Origin of the sequence: Mesorhizobium koreense, from assembly GCF_031656215.1 — a bacterium.
Classification (GTDB): Bacteria; Pseudomonadota; Alphaproteobacteria; order Rhizobiales; family Rhizobiaceae; genus Mesorhizobium_L; species Mesorhizobium_L koreense.
The window spans coordinates 1,915,179-1,937,395 of the sequence record NZ_CP134228.1 but is presented as its reverse complement, the minus strand read 5'-3'; the positions used below and the strand labels follow the sequence as shown (position 1 = coordinate 1,937,395).

Sequence of the window (22,217 nt, the reverse complement as noted above, 5' to 3'; positions counted from 1 at the left end):
GACCTAGGCTAAGCAATGACGGGCTCGGCATTACGCGCCTTGCCCGGTTTTTGCAACGCGGCAAGCCGGCCCGCCACCTCCGCCTTGGTTTCCGCGATAGCCTTATCCTTCACCGGGCCATAGCCACGGATTTCCATCGGCTGCACGGCAATTGCGGCAAGCGCCGTGATATCGGCCTTGCCGAGCGACGAAAGCAGCGTATCGACAACGCCTTCATACCAACCGATCAGTTCCCGCTCGGCGCGGCGCTCCGCCGTGTAGCCGAACAGATCGAAGGCGGTGCCACGCAGGAATTTCAGCCGTGCCAGCACACGGAACGGCGACTGTATCCACTGCCCGAACGCCTTCTTGTTCGGCCGTCCGCGCGCATCGTGGCCGAACGGCAGGATCGGCGGCGCGAGATGGTAGTGGACCTTGAAATCGCCCTCGAACTCCTCCTTCAATTTCTCCAGAAAACCCGTCTGCATGTGCAGCCGCGCCACCTCATACTCGTCCTTGTAGGACATGAGCTTGAACAGCGAGCGGGCGACCGTCTGCGTGAAAGCCTCCGAGCCACAAGCCTTCTCCGCCTCGCGAACGCGGTCGACGGCAACGCGGTAGCGCGCGGCCCAGCCTGCGTTCTGGTAGCCCTTCAGGAAAGCCTCGCGGCGGGCGATGATCTCGTCCAGCGTTTCCGCCCGCCAACTTTCTTCCGCACTGTCGGGCGCAAACTCCTCGCCCACCGCCGCCAGTCGGCCGGCGGCGAAAGCGGCACGATTCTTCTCGATCTCGACGCCGTTCAATTCGATCGCACGGGAAAGCGCTTCAAGCGAGACCGGGACCAGACCCTTCTGCCAGCCGAAGCCGAGCAGCAGCATGTTGGCGAAGACGGCATCGCCGAACAGCTTCTCGGCAAGCCGATTGGCGTCGAGCGCGTCGACATTCCCTTCGCCGAGCACATCGCGGATCGCGTCGAGCCGCGTCATGGAGCGCAAATCCGCATCGCGGAAGCGCACCAGATCGCCGGTCGGCATCTCCGCCGTATTCAGTACGGCGCGCGTACCGTGATGATAGGCGGCCGACGCTTTCGGCGAGGAGGAGACGACGAGGTCGCAGCCGATCAGCGCGTCCGCGCTCGCCTCGTCGATCCGCACCTGATTGACGGCCTCCGGCGCGGAAGCGAGGCGGATATAACTGAGTACCGGCCCGAACTTTTGGGCGAAGCCGGTGAAATCGAGCACCGAAGCACCCTTGCCTTCCAGATGCGCCGCCATGGTGACGATGGCCCCGATGGTGACCACGCCGGTGCCGCCGACGCCGGTGACCAGAAGATCGTAGGGCTCCTCCAGCGGAGCACTTTCAGGCAAGGGCAGCATCGTCGCACGCGCCGAAAAATCCTCGGCATCGACTTTCTTCTTCCTGCGCCGCGCGCCCTCCACGGTAACGAAGCTCGGGCAAAAGCCGTTCACGCAGGAAAAATCCTTGTTGCAGGAGGAAAGGTTGATCTGCCGCTTGCGCCCGAACGGCGTCTCCTTCGGCTCGACCGACAGGCAGTTCGATTCCACCGAGCAGTCGCCGCAGCCTTCGCACACCAGTTCGTTGATGACGGCAAATCGCGCCGGGTCCGGCATCGTGCCGCGCTTGCGGCGGCGACGCTTTTCCGTGGCACAGGCCTGTTCGTAGATGAGCACCGACACGCCCGGCACCTCGCGCAATTCGCGCTGGATCGGGTCGAGATTGCGGCGATGGTCGAGCGTCGTGCCGGCGGGAAACCGCGTCACGTCGAATTTTTCCGGCTGGTCGGAGACGATGGCGATGCGTTCCACGCCCTCCGCGCGGGCGACATGCGCGATCGCCTCGACGCTCACCGGCCCGTCGACGGGCTGGCCGCCGGTCATGGCGACGGCGTCGTTGTAGAGGATCTTGTAGGTAATGTTGGCTTTCGCCGCGACCGCCTGCCGGATCGCCATAGAGCCGGAGTGATACCAGGTGCCCTCGCCCAGATTCTGGAAGATGTGGCCATTGCCGGTAAACCTTGACGAAGCCGCCCAGTTCACTCCCTCGCCACCCATCTGGATCAGCGAACTCGTCTCGCGCTCCATCCAGCTTGCCATGAAATGACAGCCGATGCCGGCGAGTGCCCTGGAGCCTTCCGGCACCTTGGTGGAGGTGTTGTGCGGGCAGCCCGAGCAGAAATAGGGCGTGCGGGTAGCGCCCGCGACCTGGATGATATGCGCCGCCGACTGCGCCAGCGCCTCGGCCCGCGCCGTGAGATCGAGGCCGGGAAAGATCGCGTCCAGCCGCCGCGCAACGATCGGCGCCAGCAGGCGCGGCGAAAGCTCGCCCGTCCACGGAATGAGCGGCCGGCCGGCCTCGTCGTTCTTGCCGATCATGCGCTCCGGCTTGTGGCCGGGATAGTCGTAGAAATATTCCTTGAACTGGCTCTCGATGATGCCGCGCTTTTCCTCCACCACCAGCACCTCGCGCTTGTCGCGGACGAAGTTGAGCGCGTCGCGGCGGGCGAGCGGCCACACCATGCCGACCTTGTAGATATCGATGCCGATCCGACGGCACTCGGCCTCGCCGAGCCCGAGCAGCCGCAGCGCCTCCATCAAATCGCCATGCGCCTTGCCGGTGGTGACGATGCCGTAGCTGGCCTCCTTGCCGATCCTGTAGATATGCCGGTCGATAGGGTTTGCCTCCGCGAAGGCATAGACGGCGTTCTTCTTCGCCTGCATCCGCTCCTCGATTTGCGGACCGGGAAGATCGGGCCAGCGATAGTGCAGCCCGCCGGCGGGCGGCGTGAAATCCGGCGCATTGAAAACGCGAGGGTGCCGAAGGTCGATCGAGGCGGCCGATTCCACCGTCTCCGAGATCGCCTTGAAGCCGACCCACATGCCGGAAAAGCGCGACAGCGCGTAGCCATATTCGCCGAAGGTCAAGTATTCCGCCACCGAGGCCGGGTTCAGCGTCGGCATAAACCACGCCATGAAGGCGACGTCCGACTGGTGCGGCATCGAGGACGAGACGCAACCGTGGTCGTCGCCGGCCACCACCAGCACGCCCCCATGCGGCGAGGAGCCGTAGGCGTTACCATGCTTCAGCGCATCGCCGGCGCGGTCCACGCCCGGCCCCTTGCCGTACCAGAGCGCGAAGACGCCCTCGACCTGTCTGTCCGGGTTGGTCTCGACCTGCTGCGAGCCGAGCACGGCGGTGGCGGCGAGGTCTTCGTTCACCGCCGGCAGGAATTCGACGCGGTTTTCCTCGACGAGCTTGCTTGCGCGCCACAGTTCGAGATCGACGCCGCCGAGCGGCGAGCCGCGATAACCCGAAATAAAGCCGGCCGTGTTCAGTCCCGCCGTACGGTCACGCTGTGCCTGGTCGAGCACGATGCGTACCAGCGCCTGCGTGCCGGTCATGAAGACCCGGCCGCGCTCCTTCAGGTAGCGGTCCTCCAGCCGGTAGGAGTGGTCGAGGCGCGCCTTTTCTGTAAGCATGATCGCCTCCCATGGCTTCGGAGACAAAATTATATCGGGATGGCGTGGAAATCGATTCCAAAATGGCCGGATAAAGCTATCCTGATGGTGAAATTTACCAGATATGATATAGAAACGGGAAATCTCATCACGAAGAAGAGCCTGAATGAATCAGCTTACCGATTCCGACCGCCGCCTGCTAACGGTCCTCCAGACCGATAGCCGCATCTCCAATCAGGAGCTTGCCGAGCGCGCGGGTATGTCGGCGTCGGCTTGCTGGCGGCGCGTCCGCGCACTGGAGGAAGCCGGGATAATCGCCGCCTATCCGGTAGTGCTTGATGCGGAAAAGGCCGGCCTTTCTTTCAGCGCCATCGTGCACATCACGCTGACGCGTCACGACGCTTCCCATGTCGAGACCTTCATCGCGCGCATCGTGGAGCGGCCGGAAGTGCTGGAGTGCCTGGCCACCACCGGCGAGGCGGACTACCACCTGCGCGTGGTCTGCCGCGACAAGGACGCCTACAACGCCTTCCTCGATACGTTTCTCTTCCGGCTTCCCGGCATCGCCCATGTGCGCACAAACCTCGTCCTCAAGGAAGTGAAGCTGGAAACAAGGCTGCCGGTTTAGGCAGGGCTGCCGCGTATGAAGATACCCCCACCCCTAGCCCCTTCCCACAAGTGGGAGGGGAACTTTGCAGCAGCGCAGGCAGGCACAAACTGCGATAATTTCACCTCAGAACGCAGCGGCAGCGTCTCCCTCCCCCTTGTGGGGAGGGGTTAGGGGTGGGGGTAAAGGGCCGTGCAAATTCCATGCACGATCACCACGGCTTAAGCCGGATCAGGGTTTCAGGATGAGCTTGCCGACCGTGCCGCGGGAATGGATGCGCTGGAGCACGCTCGCTGCCTCGGCGAGCCGGTAGGTGCCCTCGATCAGCGGCTTCACCTTGCCTTCCATGTACCAGCCGATGAGTTCCCTCATATTGGCCTGGAAGGTTTCGGGCTCCCGGCGCGTGAAATCGCCCCAGAAGACGCCGACGACACTGTAACCCTTCACGAGCGTCAGATTGACCGGGAGTTGCGGGATGCGCCCGGAAGCAAAGCCGATGACGAGCAGGCGTCCGCCCCAGGCGATCGACCGCGACAGAGCGTCGAAGGCATCCCCGCCGACCGGATCATAGGCGACATCGACGCCCTTGCCGCCGGTCGCCTGCTTCAGTGCATCCTTCAGATTTTCGTAGCCGAGCGTCTCGTCCGCGCCGGCCTCGCGCGCCAGCTTGCGCTTTTCTTCACTGGAGGCGACGCCGATCACTCGAGCGCCCATGATCTTGCCGATCTGGACGGCGGCGATGCCGGTAGCGCCCGACGCACCCAGCACGCAAAGCGTCTCGCCCTCCTTCAATTGCCCGCGCTGCTTCAGCGCGTAATGCGAGGTCGAATAGCCGCACAAAAGCGCGCAGGCGGCGCCCGCGTCCATGCCGTCCGGCAGTTTCATCACCGAACGCTCCGGCGCGGCGACCTTCTCGGCGTAAGAGCCCAGCGACGACATGGCCGCCACGCGGTCGCCGACCTTCACCGATCTCACCTTCTCGCCGACCGCCACCACGCACCCGGCGACTTCCATGCCGGGCACGAAGGGCGTTGGCGGCTTCAACTGGTAGAGGCCCTGGACGAGCAGCCCGTCGGGATAATTGACGCCGATCGCCTCGGCCTCGATGACCACCGTGTCGCCGGAGGCTTCCGGCTCGGGCCAGTCGGCATAGACGAGTTCTTTTATCGGCGCGAAATCGCGCGCAACAATCGCTTTCATGGCAATCTCAAATCTTCGGCTCAGATCTTCTGCTGCGTGTATTTCTTCAGTTCGGCGCGCGCCACCTGCCTGCGATGCACGGCATCCGGGCCGTCCGCCAGGCGAAGCGTCCTCAGATGCGTCCACGAGCGGGCGAGCGGCGTATCCTGGCTGACGCCCTGTCCGCCGAACATCTGCACGGCTTCGTCGGTGATCTTCAGTGCAATGCGCGGCGCGACGACCTTGATCTGGCTGATCCATGGCGCCGCCGCGCGCGCGTCGCCCTGATCCATCATCCATGCCGCCTTGAGGCAGAGGAGCCTGGCCATCTCGATCTCCATGCGCGCCTCGGCGATGATGTCGTAATTGGCGCCAAGCTTAGCCAGCGGCTGGCCGAATGCCTCGCGGCGGAGCGACCGCTGGCACATCAGTTCCAGCGCGCGCTCGGCCTGCCCGATGGCGCGCATGCAGTGGTGGATACGCCCCGGCCCGAGGCGACCCTGCGCGATCTCGAAGCCGCGCCCCACGCCGAGAAGCAAGCTGGAAGCCGGCACGCGGACATTCTCGAAACGCAGATGCAGATGGCCGTGCGGCGCGTCGTCATGGCCGTAGATCTGCATGGCGCGCAGCTTGGTGATGCCGGGCGTCTTCGCCGGCACGAGGATCATCGAATGCTGCTTGTGTTTCGGCCCGTCATTCGGCGTCTTCACCATGACAATATAGATCTCGCAGCGCGGATCACCGGCGCCCGACGACCACCATTTCTCGCCGTTCAGCACATATTCCTCGCCCTCGCGCACGCAACTCATGGCAATGTTGGTGGCGTCGGAAGAGGCGACGTCCGGCTCGGTCATCAGATAGGCGGAGCGGATCTTGCCTTCCAGCAGCGGCGCGAGCCAGAGCTTCTTGTGCTCCTCCGTACCGTAGCGCTCCAGCACTTCCATGTTGCCGGTATCCGGCGCGGAGCAGTTGAACGTTTCCGCGCCGAGATGCGCCTTGCCCATTTCCTCGGCAAGATACGCGTATTCGACCGTGCTGAGCCCGTAGCCACGCTCCGAATCGGTCAGCCAGAAATTCCACAAGCCCCGTTCGCGCGCCTTGGCCTTCAGCCTGTCGAGGATTTCCGTCTGGCGTGCGGTGAACGTCCACCGGTCGCCGCCCTTGCCCACTTCGGCCAGAAATTCCTCGTCGAGCGGCGCGATCTCCTCGCGCACCATGCGGCTGACCTTCTCATGGAGCGGCTTCAGCCGTTCGGTCATGCCGAGGTTCATTTCCGGATTCATGGATTTCCTTTCCTGATGCCAAGGCCATGCATGGCAAAGCCGACGATCTGCCGGGCGATGTCCTCTATATCACGGTCGGTCTCGCCGGCGCGCGGCGAATACCAGAATATGGGCGAATTCAGTGTGATGAAGACCAACTGGTTGGTGATGCCGAGGTTTTCGAACACCATATCGCCGTCCTCGCGCGCTTCGGCCAGTAGATCGCGGAAGATGTCGCTGTATTGAGAACGGCGTTCGATCAATTCGGCGAAGACGGTGCGCTGTTCAGGTGTCGTAGCCCCGCGAAGGTGCATCTCCACGCCTTCCCATACCACCCGCTGGAACTGCCGCGTCGTGATCATCTGGACGACATGAACGAGCGCCATCCCCCGCCAGCGCTTGCCAGCCTTCTCGCCTGAATGGCGGAACGGCTCGATCGCCCGGTAGTTCATATCCATGCCGAAGCGGAAGACATCCGCGAACAGGTCCGACTTGGAAGGATAGTGATGATAGATGCGTCCCTTGGTGGCGCCGAGCCTGCGCGCCACATCGTCGATCGAGGTTGCGGCATAGCCACGCTCCATGAAGCAATGCGCCGCCGCTTCCAGTATGTCCGCGCGGGAACTGTCGGGCATATGCTCCCGAACGCTGAGCGCCATCCGCCTACAACCCTCCCATACCCGCCTGCCTCGCTCTTTTCGCGGATAAGGGAAACGGGTCCAACGATCCGGAAATGATGAACATACTACCGGGTATGTTGTCAACGCGCGCCACTGTCTGTAGCTATGGCGACGTGGAAAGCGCAGGGAGAGGTCATGTCATATCTGGAAGAGTTGTTTTCGGTCGCCGGCAAGAAGGCGCTGGTCACCGGTGGCGCGACCGGCATAGGACGCATGGCCGCGACCGCGCTTGTCGAGGCCGGGGCGGAGGTGATGATCGCCTCGCGCAAGGGCGAAGATTGCGAGAGGGTGGCAGGCGAATTGAACGCCCTTGGCGCAAGCGGCAAGGCGGAAGGTTTTGCCGGCGATGTCGGTAGCGAGGAAGGCGTGACAGCGCTCGCCGGGGAGGTGAAGAAGCACACCGACAGGCTCAATATCCTCATCAACAATGCCGGCCTTTCATGGGGAGCCCCGCTGGAGGAATTTCCCTATAGTGCCTGGGCTCGCGTCCTCAACGTCAACGTGACGGGCCTCTTCCATCTGACGCGCGAATTGCTGCCGCTGATTTCCAAGGCGGCGAGCTTCGAGGACCCATCGCGCATCATCAATCTGGGCTCGGTCATGGGCACGCAACCGATGGCCGACGGCGCCTATTCCTACACAGCCTCCAAGGCGGCCGTGCATCATCTGACCCGCACCCTGGCTAACGAGTTCGCGGGCAGGTTCATCACTGTCAACGCCTTCGCGCCCGGCCCTTTCCAGAGCCGCATGACGGCGTTTGCCACCGCCACCGAGGAGAAGGCTGAAATCGTGGCCAGCCACGTGCCGCTTCGCCGTATCGGAAGCCCGAGTGACATTGCCGGAGCGACGCTCTATCTATGCTCGAAGGCCGGTTCATATGTTACCGGCGCCATCCTGCCGATCGATGGCGGTGAATCCATCAATCACGGCATGAGGCTGTTCAAGGACGTCAGGTAGGGCGCTAAGCGGCGAAGATGTCAGCATACAAGTTGCAACCTGTCACCGTGGACCAGGTGAAGGCCGCGGTGGGCCGGGAAGTGGGCGTTTCTCCCTGGCGCACGGTCACGCAGGAGATGATCGACCAGTTCGCGAACGCCACCGACGACCACCAGTTCATCCATGTCGACCCGGAGCGTGCCGCACGCGAGACGCCATTCGGCGGCACCATCGCGCACGGGTTCCTGTCGCTCTCGCTTCTCTCGACCTTCGCCTTCGAGACGCTGCACCCGATCGAGGGCTCCGGCATGGGCATCAATTACGGCTTCGACAGCGTCCGCTTCCAGGCGCCGATCAAGACCGGCGCGCGTGTGCGCGCACGCTTCGTTCTGGCCGATCTCAATGTGCGGCCGTCGGGCTGGATCCAGTCGAGCTACGATGTCACGATCGAGATTGAGAACTCGAAGAAGCCGGCGCTCACCGCGCGCTGGCTGACCCTGACGGTGCTCGAACGCAAGGAAGAAACGGCCTGAGCACATGAACAAGCCCGACCCGAATACGCTCGATCGGGCCGCGCTCGGGCCCTATCTGGAAGCGAACGTGCCGGGTTTTTCCGGGCTTGAGGCGATCGAGAAATTCAATTCAGGCCAATCGAACCCGACTTATCTGCTGCGCGCAAAGAGTGGCCGATACGTCCTGCGCGCCAAGCCGCCGGGCGAACTCCTCAAATCCGCGCATCAGGTGGACCGCGAATTCCGCGTCATGAAGGCGTTGAAGGGCACGAAAGTGCCCGTTCCGGACGCGCTGTTCCTGGCCTCCGAAGATTCCCCGATCGGCCGCATGTTCTTCGTCATGGGCTTTCTCGACGGCCGCATCTTCTGGGACCCGACACTACCGGAATTGTCCGGCAATGCGGAACGCGCCGCCATCTATGACGCCATGAACGCCGCGCTGGCCGCCCTCCACGATGTCGATATCGAAAAGGCCGGCCTTGCCGGTTTCGGCCGGCCGGGCAGCTATTTCGAGCGCCAGCTCTCGCGCTGGTCGAGCCAGTATCGCGCCTCGGAGACAGGGACCGTCGCCGATATGGACCGCCTGATCGCCTGGCTGGAGGAGCATTTGCCGCCGGATGACGGCATCGTCTCGCTCGTCCATGGGGATTATCGGCTGGACAACATGATCTTCGCGCCCCATGGCTCGGAAATCCTCGCCGTGCTCGACTGGGAGCTTTCGACGCTCGGCCACCCCTATGCCGATCTCGCCTACCAGTGCATGCAATGGCGGCTGCCCCACACCTCCGGCTTCAAGGGCCTCGGCGGCATCGACCGCGCCGCAATCGGCCTGCCCTCGGAAAAGGAGTATGTCGAGCTTTATTGCAAGCGGCGCGGCATTGCCGGCATCGGCAACTGGACCTTCTATCTCGCCTTTTCCTTCTTCCGCCTCGCCGCGATCTGCCAGGGCGTCTACAAGCGCGCGCTCGACGGCAACGCCTCTAACCCGGAAAAGGCCCGCACCTATGGTCAGGCGGTCAAGCTCCTGGCGGGGCTGGCGGTGGAACGGATCGACAGCGGGGAATGACGCAGTAGCCGGGATTCAGGTGGTGCGTCCTTCGAGGCTCGCTTCGCTCGCACCTCAGGATGAGGACCACTGCGCCTAGCCCGCTGCCTCAATTCTGGGACGCAAGCATAGGGCAAGAGGCATCAAAGGTTAGGGCTGCGGAACTCCAGCCTCCCTCATCCTGAGGTGCGAGCAAAGCGAGCCTCGAAGGACGCACGGCCAGGCGCCTACCTGTCGTTCGGCTTTCCCGGTGTAGTCGGCTGTGTGACGGAAACCGGGTCGCTGGCCGGGAACGTATCCTCCAGGCCTTCCTCCAGTTCGTCCTCGTTTTCCTTGCGGCGCTTTTCCTTCTCGTAGGAGCGCACCGCGGAAGATTTCTTCCCAGGTTTCTCGGAGGGAATGTCGGGCTTGCCTGCCATGTTCTGGTTCCTCGCGATGTGTAGCGAAAAACCTTTCTAGCACGCGATGGTTCCCATGGTTATGAAACATCCCGCGCCGCTTCGGCGAGGAAGGTGAAGGCGTAGTCGGAGAAGGAGCGCCAGCACTCGACGCGGAACGCATCCTCGCCGGTCCGCAAAAGCACGATCTCGACCTTGCCCAGCACCGTGCGCGCCGCCGCGCCGACCGGGAACGCCGCAAGCGACAGGTCGCGTGGGCAGCCGGCGTTGAGCACGTCCGCCGCGCCCGCCCCGGATACGTCGATCGCGACATGCCGGTGCGAGATATCGGTCGCCGAATGAAGCGCCTTCGCTTTAGCGCAATCGGCCATGGGGTCGTTACCAGCGGTGTCGATCACCAGCCATTCGTCCGGGCCGAGCCAAAGGGCAGAACGTCCCCCCTTGCCGGTGAAATCGCCGGATTTGCCGAAAGCGGAGCCCATGGGTTCCTCGGGCAGCTTGACGCTGAGCGCCCGCGACAGGCTGCTAAGCGATTCCGCTGGCGCCCTCAGCGAGACGCGATGCGCCGGGCCGGCCGGCTCTACCACTACGCGCGATGTCTTCTTTTCCCGGCCTTCGAGCACGAACGTGCGCGCCACAGCCTCCGCCGGCGCTTTTGCAGCAGCCTTAGCCATTCAGCCGCGCTCCCGTCTCGTCGTAGAATACCGTACCCGTCACCTCGACCTCGATCGTGCGGTCGGGCATCGGCACGTAAAGCGTCTCGCCAATCTTGCTGCGCCCGTCCTTGACCAGCGCGAGCGCGATGGAGCGTCCGCAATTCTCCGACCAGTAGGACGAAGTCACATGGCCGATCATGGTCATCGGGATCGCCTGCCGCGGATCGGCGACGATCTGCGCGCCTTCCTCCAGCACGGTCTTCGGGTCCTTCGTCTTCAGCCCGACAAGCTGCTTGCGCCCCTTGGCGAGCAGGTCCGGCCGCTTCATGCCGCGTATGCCGACGAAATCCGTCTTCTTCTTGCCGACCGCCCAGGAGAGCCCGGCATCGTCCGGCGTGACGGTTCCGTCCGTGTCCTGCCCGACGATGATGTAGCCCTTCTCGGCGCGCAGCACGTGCATCGTTTCGGTGCCGTACATGCAGGCGCCGTGCTTCTGGCCTTGCTTCCAGATCGCCTCGATGACCGCCGGGCCGTAGTCGGACGGCACGTTGATCTCGAAGCCGCGCTCGCCGGAAAACGACATGCGGAAAAGCCGCGTCGGCACGCCGCAGAACTTCCCTTCCCGCACGGACATGTGCGGCAACGCCTCGTCCGAAATGTCGATGCCTTCCACAAAGGGCTGGATGATGTCCCGGCTCTTCGGCCCCTGAACGGCGATCACCGCCCACTGCTCGCTGGTCGAGGTCAGCCACACCTTCAGATGCGGGAATTCCGTCTGCAGATAATCTTCCATGTGCTGGAGAACGCGCGGCGCGCCGCCCGTCGTCGTGGTCACATGGAAGCGATCCGGCGCCAGCCGTCCGACGACACCGTCGTCATAGATGAAGCCGTCTTCCCTGAGCATGATGCCGTAGCGGCAACGGCCCGGATCGAGCTTCTGCCAGGGGTTGGTGTAGAGAAGTTCCATGAAGGTGGCGGCGTCCGGCCCCACCACCTCGATCTTGCCGAGCGTCGTGCCATCAAAGATGCCGGCCGCCTTGCGCACCGTGACGCATTCGCGGTTGACGGCAGCGTGCATGTCCTCGCCGGTCTGCGGGAAATACCAGGCGCGCTTCCATTGCCCGACATCCTCGAACACCGCGCCGCGCGCCACCGCGAAGTCGTGCATCGGCGTCCTGCGCGTCGGCTCGAATAGGCTCCCGCGAGAATGATTGACGATGGCGCCGAAGGTGACCGGCGTATAGGGCGGCCGGAAGGTCGTGAGCCCGACCTCCGGCATCGTCTTGCCGAGCATCTCGGCGGCGATCGCCAGACCGTGCAAATTCGATGTCTTGCCCTGGTCCGTCGCCATGCCGTTGGTGGTGTAGCGCTTGACGTGCTCGATCGAGTGCATGCCCTGCCCGACCGCGAGCCTTATATCCTTGGCCGTCACGTCGTTCTGGAAGTCGACGAAAGCCTTGGATTTCGCATCGGCTCCGGCGCCGGGCGCGGCTCCTGCCATCCCGCGCGACCAGCTTTCGCTCGTCTCCGCCTTCGGCCGCGACAGCCTGCGCGCCTTGGCGCCGGCCTCCCTAGCAGCCTTCTCGCCCGCCGCGAAAGCTTCCGCCACGGACGGGTCGATCCCGTCCGTACCATTGCAGGCCCCCACCGAAACGCAGGCCTGCGCATAGTCACCGGGCACGAAGCGGTTGGTCGTCTTGTTGAACGCGACCTTGCCGCGCGACTGCGAAAAGAGATGAACCGACGGCGTCCAGCCCGCTGACATCAGAAGCGCATCGACCCGGATGGTGCGCTCCGGCCCACCCTTCTTGGCCTGCACCACCATGGAGGAAACGCGCAGCCGGCCGTTCGTCCTGATCACCGTGCGCCCGAGATTGAGTTCGATACCGAGCGCGCGAGCCTCCTCGACGGCCGGCCCGCTCGGGTTGTCGCGTGTATCGACGATCGCCGCAACATTCACCCCGGCCTTCTTCAGATCGATCGCCGCCCAATAGGCGGAGTCGTTGGCGGTGAACACGCCGACATTCGAACCGACGGCGACGCCGTAGTAATTGAGATAGGTTCGCGCCGCGGAAGCCAGCATGACGCCCGGCCGGTCATTGTCGCCGAACACCATGTGGCGTTCGATGGCGCCCGTGGCGAGGATGACGCGCTTCGCCCGTACCTGCCAGAGCCGCTCGCGCGGCTGGTCGACTGACGGCTGGGCGAGATGGTCTGTCACGCGCTCGACGAGGCCGACGAAATTCTGCGCATAGTAGCCGAAGCCCGTGGTGCGGGTGAGCAGGAGCACATTATCCTTCGCGGCGAGCCTGGCGACAGTTGCCTGCGCCCACTCCCAGCCCGGCTGGCCGTCCACAGTCGCGCCCTGCTCGTAGCGTAGCGCGCCGCCCAGATCGGCCTGTTCATCGCAGACGATGACGCGCGCGCCCGTCTCAGCGGCCGCCAGCGCTGCCGCCAGACCAGCCACGCCACCACCGACGACCAGCACGTCGCAATGCGCATAGCGCGCCGAATAATGATCCGGATCGGGTTGATCGGGTGCCACGCCGAGACCCGCCGCCTCGCGGATCTTCGGCTCGTAGAGCGACTTCCACGCCGCTTTCGGCCACATGAAGGTCTTATAGTAGAAGCCGGCGGAAAGCAGCGGCGAGACGAGGTCGCTGACCGATCCAGCGTCGAAGGAGAGCGACGGCCAGTGGTTCTGCGAAACGGCTGTCAGCCCCTCATAGAGTTCCTGTACGGGGGCGCGGATATTGGGCGCTTTCCTCGCCGCATCGCGATGGATGCCGACAAGCGCGCTCGGCTCCTCCGCGCCGGCGGACAGGATGCCGCGCGGGCGATGATATTTGAACGAGCGCCCGACCAGATGAACGCCGTTGGCGAGCAGCGCCGAAGCGAGCGTATCGCCCTCGACGCCCGCATATTCCTTGCCGTCGAAGCTGAAACGGACGGATTTGCCGCGGCCGAGTCGGCCGGCATTGGCAAGGCGGAAAGACGCAGTCATTGCTTGCCCACCCCCGGCACTCTCTTCGGCTTCTTCTCACCGGCCTTGTAAGTCAGCAGGAACCTGTCGGTCACGGTATCGCGCACTGCGTTGAAGAAGCGCGCGCAGCCATGCACATGCCGCCAGCGTTCGTAGATGATCCCCTTGGGATTGGTGCGGATGAAGAAATGCTTCTCGAAATCGTCGTCGTTTTCATTCGCTATGTCGGCCGGCCGGGCGATATGCGCCTCGCCGGCATTGCGGAACTCGATTTCGGGAAGTTCCTGCTCGCAATAGGGGCAGCGGATCAGAAGCATTTCTTTTGCCTAATGTGCCACGGCGGCGGCCGCCGCCTCGTCGATCAGCCGGCCGGTGCGGAAACGCTCCAGCGTGAAGGGCGCGTTGATCGGGTGCGGATTGTCGTTGGCGATGGTGTGGGCGAAGACGTTCCCCGAGCCTGGCGTCGCCTTGAAGCCGCCGGTCCCCCAGCCGCAATTGACGTAAAGTCCCGGCACCGGCGTCTTGGCGAGGATCGGCGAGCGGTCCGGCGTCACGTCGACGATACCGCCCCACGAGCGCAGCATCTTCATGCGTGAGAACATCGGGAACATCTCGCAGATCGCGTCCAGCGTATGCTGGATGATGTGCAGGCCGCCCGTCTGCGAATAGGAGATGTACTGGTCGGTGCCCGCGCCGATGACGAGTTCGCCCTTGTCCGACTGCGAGATATAGGCATGCACCGTATTCGACATGACCACGCAGGGAAAGCACGGCTTCACCGGTTCCGACACCAGCGCCTGAAGCGGGTAGCTTTCTAGCGGCATGCGCACATCGGCCATCTCCATCAGCACCGAGGAATGCCCCGCCGCGACGACGCCGATCTTCTTCGCGCCGATCGGTCCCTTCGTCGTCTCGACGCCGGTGACATGGCCGTTCGGGCCGCGCCGGATGGCCGTCACCTCGCAATTCTGAATGATGTGGACACCGCGCGCCGAGGCCGCCCGCGCATAGCCCCAGGCGACCGCGTCGTGCCGCGCCGTGCCGCCGCGCCGTTGCAAGGCGGCGCCCATCACCGGATAGCGGGCGTCCTTCGAGATATTGAGCAGCGGACAGAATTCCTTCGCCTGTTCCGGCGTCAGCCATTCATTGTCGACGCCGTTCAGCCGATTTGCATGGATATGCCGCTTGAAGACCTGGATGTCGTGGACGTTGTGCGCCAGCATCATGACGCCGCGCGGCGAATACATGACATTGTAGTTGAGGTCCTGGCTCAACCCCTCCCACAGCTTCACCGCATGGTCGTAGATACCGGCCGATTCGTCATAGAGGTAGTTGGATCGGATGATGGTGGTGTTGCGGCCCGTATTGCCGCCGCCGAGCCAGCCCTTCTCCAGCACCGCGACATTGGTGATGCCGTGTTCCTTGGCGAGGTAATAGGCGGTGGCGAGCCCATGCCCGCCTGCACCCACGATGATGACATCGTATTCCGCGCGCGGCTCGGGCGAGGACCATTGTTCCTCCCAGCCCTTGTTCCCGCGCATGGCCTCGCGCGCGATCGCGAAAATAGAATATTTGCGCATGGCCTCTCCGCCCTGCTGCCTCGTCCGGAGCGACGTGTAGCACCACAGCCCCTGTACCGAAAAGGCCGGATCGGCCTTGCGCTGTTTGCGACGGTGTTTGCCGCTTTGCACCGAATGCCCCGGCGGCCTCTTTCATGTCCGGCCGCGCGCCAGCACCGCCATGCGACCAGGCGTGATGCCGTAACGCGCCTTGAAATGCCGCGTCATGTGCGCCTGATCGGCAAAGCCAACGCCGGCCGCCACATGCGAAATCTCCTCACCGGAAAGAATGGCGCGCCGCGCGGCTTCCAGGCGACGGCCGAGCAGATAACGGTAAGGCGAGGTACCAGCGAGCCGACGAAAGGCGCGTGCGAGCTCGAAACGGTCGAGGCCGGTTGCCTGTTCGAGATCGGAGGAGTTGAGCGGCCGCGCAAATTCGTCGCTCATCATTGCGCGTGCCTTCGCCACCTCGGCTTCCGGCAAAGCCATGATTCGCACGGTCTCGCCGTTGTCGCTCCTCCCCATCAGGAGTTCTGCGAGACGCGCGATATATTCGTCCCATGCAAGCGTTTCGGTACCCCGCCCGAAATCCTCGAACATCTCCTCCAGCAGCGCGGAAAGCGCCGGATCGGATGCCACTACCTCGGGCACGAAGGGAAGGCCGCCATGACCGTCTGACGCCCTGTGGATCAGCCAGGGCTCGACATAGACCATGCGATAGCGAAAACCGGTCGCGGCGGGTGCGTGGCCGTCATGAACCTCGTCGGGATGAATCACCATGCACTCCCCGGCGGAGCTTACCCGGCCGACGCAGCGATAGCGAAAGGCCTGCGCGCCCGAAAGCGTGTGCCCGATCGCATAGGTTTCGTGCCGATGCGGATCATAGGCGTGACCTTGGAACCCGGCGACAAGGCGCCGGACGCCGGGAGCCGGCTCGTCGGTCAGGATGAAATCTTCCGGCATGGCCTGCACGATCGTTCAAGACGTGTTCCACCCGACAGATAGGATGGATGCATGATCTATCCTACCAAAACCGCTCTCGTCCTGCTCGACGGTCTTCTTGCCTGGCAGAAAGTCAACGTCGCCGCCTTCCTGACCGGCGGCCTCATGCACAGCTATCCGGAACTTGCCGGTGAACCCTATGGTGACGCCGACGGCAACGCCTACCTGCCGCTCGTACGGGAACCGATCTTCGTCTTCGCCGCCGACGGGCAGACGATGCGCCGCACCTACGACCGGGCAATGTCGCGCGGCATAGGCTTCACGCTCTATACACGCCCGCTGTTCACGACGAGCAGCGACCCCGAAAACCGCGCTTCTGTTGCCGTCACCAACGCTGCGGATCTCGATCTCGTGGGGCTCGGCCTGCATGGCGAACGCAAGATCGTGGACAAGATCGTCAACGGGCTGAAACTGATGACCTGACTCGACGATCCCTCATCGGATCGTTCTGTTTCGATTGATGGATGCGTCTTTGCAAAAACTGCGCAATCCCGCGCTTTTCGCTCGACATTCCTTGCTCATTCTGCTAACAGCCGCCGCTATTCGCGACGGTGGTGCGCCGCGAAAGCCTTGGTGCTGGGCAGAAGACAGCAGCAACTCGCTCGGAAACAGGATCACACGTGCAGGTACTCGTCCGCGACAACAATGTTGACCAGGCGCTTCGCGCGCTCAAGAAGAAAATGCAGCGCGAGGGCATCTTCCGCGAAATGAAGATGCGCGGACATTATGAGAAGCCGTCCGAGAAGCGCGCCCGCGAGAAGGCTGAGGCCGTTCGCCGCGCCCGCAAGCTCGCACGCAAGCGCGCGCAGCGGGAAGGCCTCGTGGCCGGCCCCAAGGCGATAGCGCGCTAAGCGCCCATATTTCGACCTTTTCAAGGGATACTGGAGGCGGCGCGATCGGCAATCGCGGCCGCCTTTCTATTTGAGATCGCCGCTTCTGATGGTATCCCGTAAGCAGAACTAAAGCATGTCTCTCAAAAGTCGGGAGATATGCGTAAAATCAAGAACCTGAAACGTATGGGGCGAATCTGATCGCGACACGCTTCAGCGGCAGATGAGGAACTGACGGAATGGCGGATTTCGCAGATAGCAGGCATTCGGCGTCACGCAAGGCGGGTATTGCCGTCGCGCTGTTTGCGATGCTCGGGCTTGCCGCATGCCAGAGCGCGCCGGAACAGATGTACAATGTCGACCCCGCACAGGGCTCGGCGGAGAACATCGGCTCGTTGACGGCCGTCATCAACCGCAATCCGAACAGCCCCGAATCCTACAATGTCCGCGGGTCGGCCTACGGCCGTGCCGGCAAGTATCGCGACGCGCTCGACGACTTCGATACGGCGATCAAGCTCAACCCGAACTATTACCAGGCCTACGCCAACCGCGCGCTGATCTGGCACTATACCGGTGACGACGCCAAGGCCGTAGCGGACTACTCGCGCGCCATCCAGATCAATCCGAGCTACGATACCGCCTATATCGGTCGCGGCGACATCTACCGTCAGGCGGGCCGGCTCGACCAGGCACTCTCCGACTTCAATCAGGCCATCTCGCAGGACACGACCGATGGCCGTGCCTACCACGACCGCGGCCTGATCTATCAGGCGCAAGGACAGCACAAGCAGGCGATCGAGGATTTCTCCAAGGCGATATCGCTGTCGCCGCGCGCGCCTGAGCCCTACAACGGCCGTGGCCTTTCCTATCTGGCGCTCGGCGACACCGACAATGCCTTCGCCGACTTCAACACCGCCATCAAGCTCGACGGCAACGTCGCGGAAAGCTGGGCCAACCAGGCCCTGGTCTACGAAAAGCGCGGCGACAGGCAGAAGGCGGCTGCCTCCTATGCCAAGGCCGTACAGATCGACCGAAACTACAAGCCGGCCGTCGATGGCCTCGCCCGGACCCGCTCCAGCTAAGGCATGTCTCCCCAACGCGGGAACCGGTTTCGGGATAAAGACATGCGCAGAATCAGAAGCTGAAGCGCCTGGGGCGTATCTGAAAGATCGCGACGCGCTTTAAAGCGCCGCCATCCGGTCATCGCCGGCAAAAGTAAACCGAATCTCTTCCCTGTCACGATCCGTGATCGGAACCGTTGGCCTGTTCGCTGGTTAATCCGCCAGACGAAACGTCAAGGAGATCCCACGATGAAGACGCTCGCACCGGCGGCGGCTGCCGCCTTGTTTATGTCCATAGCTCCCGCCTTTGCCGCGGCATCGGATCAGGCCCAGGAAGTCGGCCGGCTTGAGTGCGTTATCCACGGCGGGGTCGGCATGATCGTCGGTTCGTCGAAGAAGCTGAACTGCACCTATACGCCCTCCGACCCGAACGTTCCGAAGGAGGACTATGTCGGCCGCGTCACCAAGATCGGGCTGGACGTCGGCGTCACCGGCAAATCCGTGATGCAATGGCTGGTGCTCGCCCCGACCAAGAGCGGTTATGGACCGGGCGCGCTCGCCGGCGACTACACGGGTGCTACCGCCGAGGCGACCGCCGGGGTCGGCGCCGGCGCCAACCTCCTGGTGGGCGGCTCCGACCGGACCTTCACGCTGCAGCCTGTCAGCGTCCAGGCGCAGACCGGCGTCAATGTCGCCGCCGGCGTCGCGAGCTTTCATCTGGAGAGCGTGCTGAAATAGGGACCGCTGACGGACAATCGAGGCAAGGGCCGGCCGTATACCCGTGGCCGGCCTATCTCTGCTGCCGGTAGCCTTTGCCGTAATAGGCTTCGAGACGCGCCTGTACGAGCTCGAACAGGAAAGACAGGAACCAGTAGATGACCGCCGCCGTGGTCAGCATCTCGATATAGCGATAACTGGCACGACCGAAGGATTGCGCCAGGAACATGATTTCCCACACGCCCATGACCGAGATGAGCGAGGAATCCTTCAGCATGGCGATGAACTGCGATCCCGTCGGCGGAATGACGATGCGCATCGCCTGCGGCAGCACGATCGTCCACATGATCTGACCACGATGCAGACCGAGCGAAGCGCCGGCCTCGCGCTGGCCCTGCGGCACCGACAGGATGCCGGAGCGGAAGATCTCACTGAGATACGCGCCGTAATTCAGCGAAAGCGCGATGATCCCCGACGGCACGGCGCGCGGCACCGGACCGATCTGCGGCAGGCCGAGATAGATCAGGAATATCTGGACGAGAAGCGGCGTGCCACGGAAGAAGGACGTATAGAAGGTGGAAATGCCGTAGAGGACGGCGCTCTTCGAAAGCCGTGACAGCGCCGACGCCAGCCCCAGGATGATCGACGCCACGATGGCGAAGAAGCAGACGAACAGCGTCAGCGCAGCACCCTGTATGAAGCCGTCGCGCGTCAGCCTGAGCCCCGCGAGCATCGGGAACTTCTCGATGATGAACGGGAAGTCGAGCCCGAAATTCAGGAAGAAGACGACGAAGAGCGCAAAAAGCGTCGTCCAGGTCGCGAGCACCCTCAGCCGGAACGCGTAATTGTGTTCGGAAGCGGGAAAGGGCGACGTCGCATTCCCCTCCCCGGCTGCCGCGTTTTCGCCCTCGCTCATGGGTACCGGAGCGCTCAGGGCTTGGTCGAGATGTCTTTGCCGACCCACTTCTCCGAGATATTCTTCAGCGTGCCGTCATCGTGCATCGCCTGGAATATCTCCTTGATCCTGGCTTCCCATTCCTTGTCGCCCTTGTCGACGGAAACCCAGATGGGCTCGGCATAGAGGCTGTCGCCAACGATCTTGAACTTGCCGTTCGACTTCTCGACCCGGTCCTTTGCGGTCATGTAGCCGCTGACGATGGCATCGAGCCGCTTGCCGCTGCCGAGTGCGAGGTCCTGGAAAGCCGTGTCCTCGGAATCATAGGGAACCACCTCGGCGTTGTCGAAGGGGAAGTCCGGCTTGACGGTGGGCTGTCCCGGAACCTCGATGACGAGCTGTTTCTGGATATATTTCTCGTAGGTCGTGCCGGCCTCTGCCCCGACCTTCTTGCCGTTCAGATCGGCCGCGCCCTTGATATCGGTATTATCCGAATTGACGACGATCACCGCAGGCGCCGCATAATATTCGTTGACGAAGTCGAGCACCTGTGCGCGCTCGGTCGTCGGCGTCATCGAACAGACGCAGATATCCCAACGGCCCTTCCAATTGCCGGCCGTGATGATCGCCCAGGACGGCGTCTCGACCTTGTAGCCGACGCCGAGCCGCTTCGCGACTTCCTTGGAAACGTCGATGTCGAAGCCATCCATCTCGCCCTTGTCGTTGAGATAGGAGAAAGGCGGATAGGCCTGGTCCGTGACCTCGACCAGCACCTTGTTCTTCATGACGCGGTCGAGCGTCTCCCCGGCCTGGGCCGAAGCCAGGGACAGGCCGAACATCCCGGCGATCACCGCCGATTGCAGCAGAATCTTCATCATGTACCCCACATTTCTGTCCCGCCTATGCGCGCATCCACGCGGCAGGCGACTGAAGATTGCCTATCTTGACCATGTGAGGCGCTTCGGCAAGAGACCAGCCGACATGCAGTACGAAGAGTCTCGATACGGAACAGCCCGGAGAGGGCTTGGCCGCTTTCCTTGGCCTACTCGTCAAGCGCCTTGACGATATCCTCGGTCATCTTCTTGGCGTCGCCGAGCAGCATCATCGTGCCGTCCTTATAGAACAGCGTGTTGTCGATGCCGGCATAGCCGGAGCCGAGCGAGCGCTTGACGAAGAGGCAGGTGCGCGCCTTGTCGACCTCGAGGATCGGCATGCCGTAGATCGGCGAGTTCTTGTCGTCGCGCGCGGCTGGATTCGTCACGTCGTTGGCGCCGATGACATAGGCGACGTCGGCTTGCGCGAACTCGGAGTTGATGTCCTCCAGCTCGAAGACCTCGTCATAGGGCACGTTGGCTTCGGCCAGAAGCACGTTCATGTGGCCGGGCATACGACCGGCGACCGGGTGGATGGCGTATTTGACCTCGACGCCCTCCGCCTTCAGCTTGTCGGCCATCTCGCGCAGCGCGTGCTGTGCCTGCGCCACCGCCATGCCGTAGCCCGGCACGATGATGACCTTCTGCGCGTTCTTCATGAGGAAGGCGGCATCGTCCGCCGAGCCTTGCTTGACGGTCCGCTCGATGCCGTCGTCGGCGGCCGCCGCCGTCTCGCCGCCGAAGCCGCCGAGGATGACGGAAATGAAGGAGCGGTTCATGCCCTTGCACATGATGTAGGACAGGATCGCGCCCGAGGAGCCGACCAGCGCGCCGGTGATGATCAGCGCCAAATTGCCCAGCGTGAAGCCGAGCGCCGCCGCCGCCCATCCCGAATAGGAGTTCAGCATCGAGATGACGACCGGCATGTCGGCGCCGCCGATCGGGACGATGAGGAGCACGCCGAGCAGGAGCGCCAGCGCCACGATCAGCCAGAATGCAAGATGGTTCTGCGTCGTGACCAGCAGGACGATGAGTACGACCAGGGCCACGGCGAGAAGGATGTTGATGGCGTGACGCGCCGGCAGCATGATCGGCTTGCCCGACATGCGGCCGTCGAGCTTGAGGAAGGCGATGACGGAGCCGGTGAAGGTGATGGCGCCGATGGCGACGCCGAGCGACATCTCGACCAGCGCCTGCGCGTGGACCGCGCCCACCGTGCCGATACCGAAGCTTCCGGGCGCATAGAGCGCGCCAGCCGCCACCATCACCGCGGCAAGGCCGACAAGCGAATGGAAGGCCGCGACAAGCTGCGGCATCGCCGTCATTGCGATCTTGCGCGCGATGAATGCGCCCGCCCCACCGCCGATGGCGATGCCGAGCACGATCAGCCCGAACCGGTCCCATGACGGCGTGGCGAGCGCCAGCGTCGTCAGGATGGCGATCGCCATGCCGATCATGCCGAGCGTGTTGCCGCGCCGGCTGGTCGTCGGATGCGACAGCCCCCTGAGTGCCAGGATGAAGAGGATGCCGGAGACGAGATAGAGGAAGGAAGCGACGTTAGCCGACAT

The 22,217-nt window shown here is 63.5% G+C and carries 21 protein-coding genes; 8 read left to right on the top strand and 13 right to left on the bottom strand.

The annotated features are described in order from the left end of the window. Positions 1-8 precede the first annotated feature (8 nt). Positions 9-3,476 (bottom strand): indolepyruvate ferredoxin oxidoreductase family protein, encoded by a 3,468-nt coding sequence (locus RBH77_RS09235; protein WP_311031829.1) that lies wholly within the window; start codon positions 3,474-3,476, stop codon positions 9-11. A 145-nt stretch (positions 3,477-3,621) separates the two neighbouring features. On the opposite strand from RBH77_RS09235, the gene RBH77_RS09230 reads away from it, so the two are divergent. Beyond that, positions 3,622-4,083: an Lrp/AsnC family transcriptional regulator gene (locus RBH77_RS09230; protein WP_311031828.1), complete on the top strand. Its 462-nt coding sequence runs from the start codon at positions 3,622-3,624 to the stop codon at positions 4,081-4,083. A 210-nt stretch (positions 4,084-4,293) separates the two neighbouring features. Here RBH77_RS09230 and RBH77_RS09225 read toward each other — a convergent pair whose 3' ends face one another. The 3 genes from RBH77_RS09225 to RBH77_RS09215 are packed head-to-tail and all read right to left on the bottom strand — an operon-like array spanning position 4,294 to position 7,162. Next, the gene (locus tag RBH77_RS09225; protein WP_311031827.1) at positions 4,294-5,262 is read right to left on the bottom strand and encodes an NADPH:quinone oxidoreductase family protein; all 969 of its coding nucleotides are present in this window, start codon (positions 5,260-5,262) and stop codon (positions 4,294-4,296) included. Between the two features lie 20 nt (positions 5,263-5,282). Then, positions 5,283-6,524, bottom strand: a complete 1,242-nt coding sequence (locus RBH77_RS09220; RefSeq protein WP_371832854.1) for an acyl-CoA dehydrogenase family protein — start codon at positions 6,522-6,524, stop codon at positions 5,283-5,285. Further along, positions 6,521-7,162 (bottom strand): TetR family transcriptional regulator, encoded by a 642-nt coding sequence (locus tag RBH77_RS09215; protein WP_311031826.1) that lies wholly within the window; start codon positions 7,160-7,162, stop codon positions 6,521-6,523. The genes RBH77_RS09220 and RBH77_RS09215 overlap by 4 nt, the downstream gene beginning before the upstream one ends. Before the next feature lie 156 nt (positions 7,163-7,318). Here RBH77_RS09215 and RBH77_RS09210 point away from each other — a divergent pair, with 156 nt between their 5' ends. The 3 genes from RBH77_RS09210 to RBH77_RS09200 are packed head-to-tail and all read left to right on the top strand — an operon-like array spanning position 7,319 to position 9,697. Beyond that, positions 7,319-8,140: an SDR family oxidoreductase gene (locus RBH77_RS09210; protein WP_311031825.1), complete on the top strand. Its 822-nt coding sequence runs from the start codon at positions 7,319-7,321 to the stop codon at positions 8,138-8,140. Positions 8,141-8,157: 17 nt separating this feature from the next. Then, entirely contained in the window at positions 8,158-8,652 is a 495-nt protein-coding gene (locus tag RBH77_RS09205) for a MaoC family dehydratase (protein ID WP_311031824.1), read from the top strand. 4 nt (positions 8,653-8,656) lie between these two features. Next, positions 8,657-9,697, top strand: coding sequence for a phosphotransferase family protein (locus RBH77_RS09200; RefSeq protein ID WP_311031823.1), 1,041 nt, complete (start codon positions 8,657-8,659; stop codon positions 9,695-9,697). A 206-nt stretch (positions 9,698-9,903) separates the two neighbouring features. Here the strand turns inward: RBH77_RS09200 and RBH77_RS09195 are convergent, their stop codons facing one another. The 6 genes from RBH77_RS09195 to RBH77_RS09170 form a co-directional block, all read right to left on the bottom strand. Continuing rightward, entirely contained in the window at positions 9,904-10,095 is a 192-nt protein-coding gene (locus RBH77_RS09195) for a hypothetical protein (protein WP_311031822.1), read from the bottom strand. A 59-nt stretch (positions 10,096-10,154) separates the two neighbouring features. After that, the gene (locus RBH77_RS09190; RefSeq protein WP_311031821.1) at positions 10,155-10,748 is read right to left on the bottom strand and encodes a sarcosine oxidase subunit gamma; all 594 of its coding nucleotides are present in this window, start codon (positions 10,746-10,748) and stop codon (positions 10,155-10,157) included. Further along, complete coding sequence (locus tag RBH77_RS09185) at positions 10,741-13,734, bottom strand: sarcosine oxidase subunit alpha (protein WP_311031820.1); 2,994 nt, start codon at positions 13,732-13,734, stop codon at positions 10,741-10,743. Before RBH77_RS09185 ends, RBH77_RS09190 begins: the two co-directional genes overlap by 8 nt. Continuing rightward, positions 13,731-14,030 carry a sarcosine oxidase subunit delta gene (locus tag RBH77_RS09180; RefSeq protein WP_311031818.1) on the bottom strand — a complete coding sequence of 100 codons (300 nt, stop codon included), beginning with the start codon at positions 14,028-14,030 and terminating at the stop codon, positions 13,731-13,733. Before RBH77_RS09180 ends, RBH77_RS09185 begins: the two co-directional genes overlap by 4 nt. A 9-nt stretch (positions 14,031-14,039) precedes the next feature. After that, positions 14,040-15,293, bottom strand: a complete 1,254-nt coding sequence (locus RBH77_RS09175; protein WP_311031817.1) for a sarcosine oxidase subunit beta — start codon at positions 15,291-15,293, stop codon at positions 14,040-14,042. A 132-nt stretch (positions 15,294-15,425) separates the two neighbouring features. Further along, positions 15,426-16,235, bottom strand: a complete 810-nt coding sequence (locus RBH77_RS09170) for an AraC family transcriptional regulator (protein ID WP_311031816.1) — start codon at positions 16,233-16,235, stop codon at positions 15,426-15,428. Positions 16,236-16,286: 51 nt separating this feature from the next. On the opposite strand from RBH77_RS09170, the gene RBH77_RS09165 reads away from it, so the two are divergent. The 4 genes from RBH77_RS09165 to RBH77_RS09150 all read left to right on the top strand — a co-directional run bounded on the left by RBH77_RS09165 (position 16,287) and on the right by RBH77_RS09150 (position 18,903). Next, a complete protein-coding gene (locus RBH77_RS09165) occupies positions 16,287-16,697 on the top strand; it encodes a DUF2000 family protein (protein WP_311031815.1) in 411 nt (136 codons plus the stop codon). 197 nt (positions 16,698-16,894) lie between these two features. Continuing rightward, positions 16,895-17,125 carry a 30S ribosomal protein S21 gene (rpsU, locus tag RBH77_RS09160; RefSeq protein WP_311031814.1) on the top strand — a complete coding sequence of 77 codons (231 nt, stop codon included), beginning with the start codon at positions 16,895-16,897 and terminating at the stop codon, positions 17,123-17,125. 287 nt (positions 17,126-17,412) lie between these two features. Then, a complete protein-coding gene (locus RBH77_RS09155) occupies positions 17,413-18,186 on the top strand; it encodes a tetratricopeptide repeat protein (protein WP_311032483.1) in 774 nt (257 codons plus the stop codon). A gap of 228 nt (positions 18,187-18,414) precedes the next feature. Next, positions 18,415-18,903, top strand: a complete 489-nt coding sequence (locus RBH77_RS09150; protein WP_311031813.1) for a DUF992 domain-containing protein — start codon at positions 18,415-18,417, stop codon at positions 18,901-18,903. A 52-nt stretch (positions 18,904-18,955) separates the two neighbouring features. On the opposite strand, the gene RBH77_RS09145 is transcribed toward RBH77_RS09150, so the two are convergent. The 3 genes from RBH77_RS09145 to RBH77_RS09135 all read right to left on the bottom strand — a co-directional run bounded on the left by RBH77_RS09145 (position 18,956) and on the right by RBH77_RS09135 (position 22,217). Further along, positions 18,956-19,798, bottom strand: a complete 843-nt coding sequence (locus tag RBH77_RS09145) for an amino acid ABC transporter permease (RefSeq protein WP_311031812.1) — start codon at positions 19,796-19,798, stop codon at positions 18,956-18,958. A gap of 14 nt (positions 19,799-19,812) precedes the next feature. Further along, positions 19,813-20,655 (bottom strand): transporter substrate-binding domain-containing protein, encoded by an 843-nt coding sequence (locus RBH77_RS09140; protein ID WP_311031811.1) that lies wholly within the window; start codon positions 20,653-20,655, stop codon positions 19,813-19,815. A 164-nt stretch (positions 20,656-20,819) separates the two neighbouring features. Next, on the bottom strand, positions 20,820-22,217 hold the full coding sequence (locus RBH77_RS09135) for an NAD(P)(+) transhydrogenase (Re/Si-specific) subunit beta (RefSeq protein WP_311031810.1): 1,398 nt from the start codon (positions 22,215-22,217) through the stop codon (positions 20,820-20,822).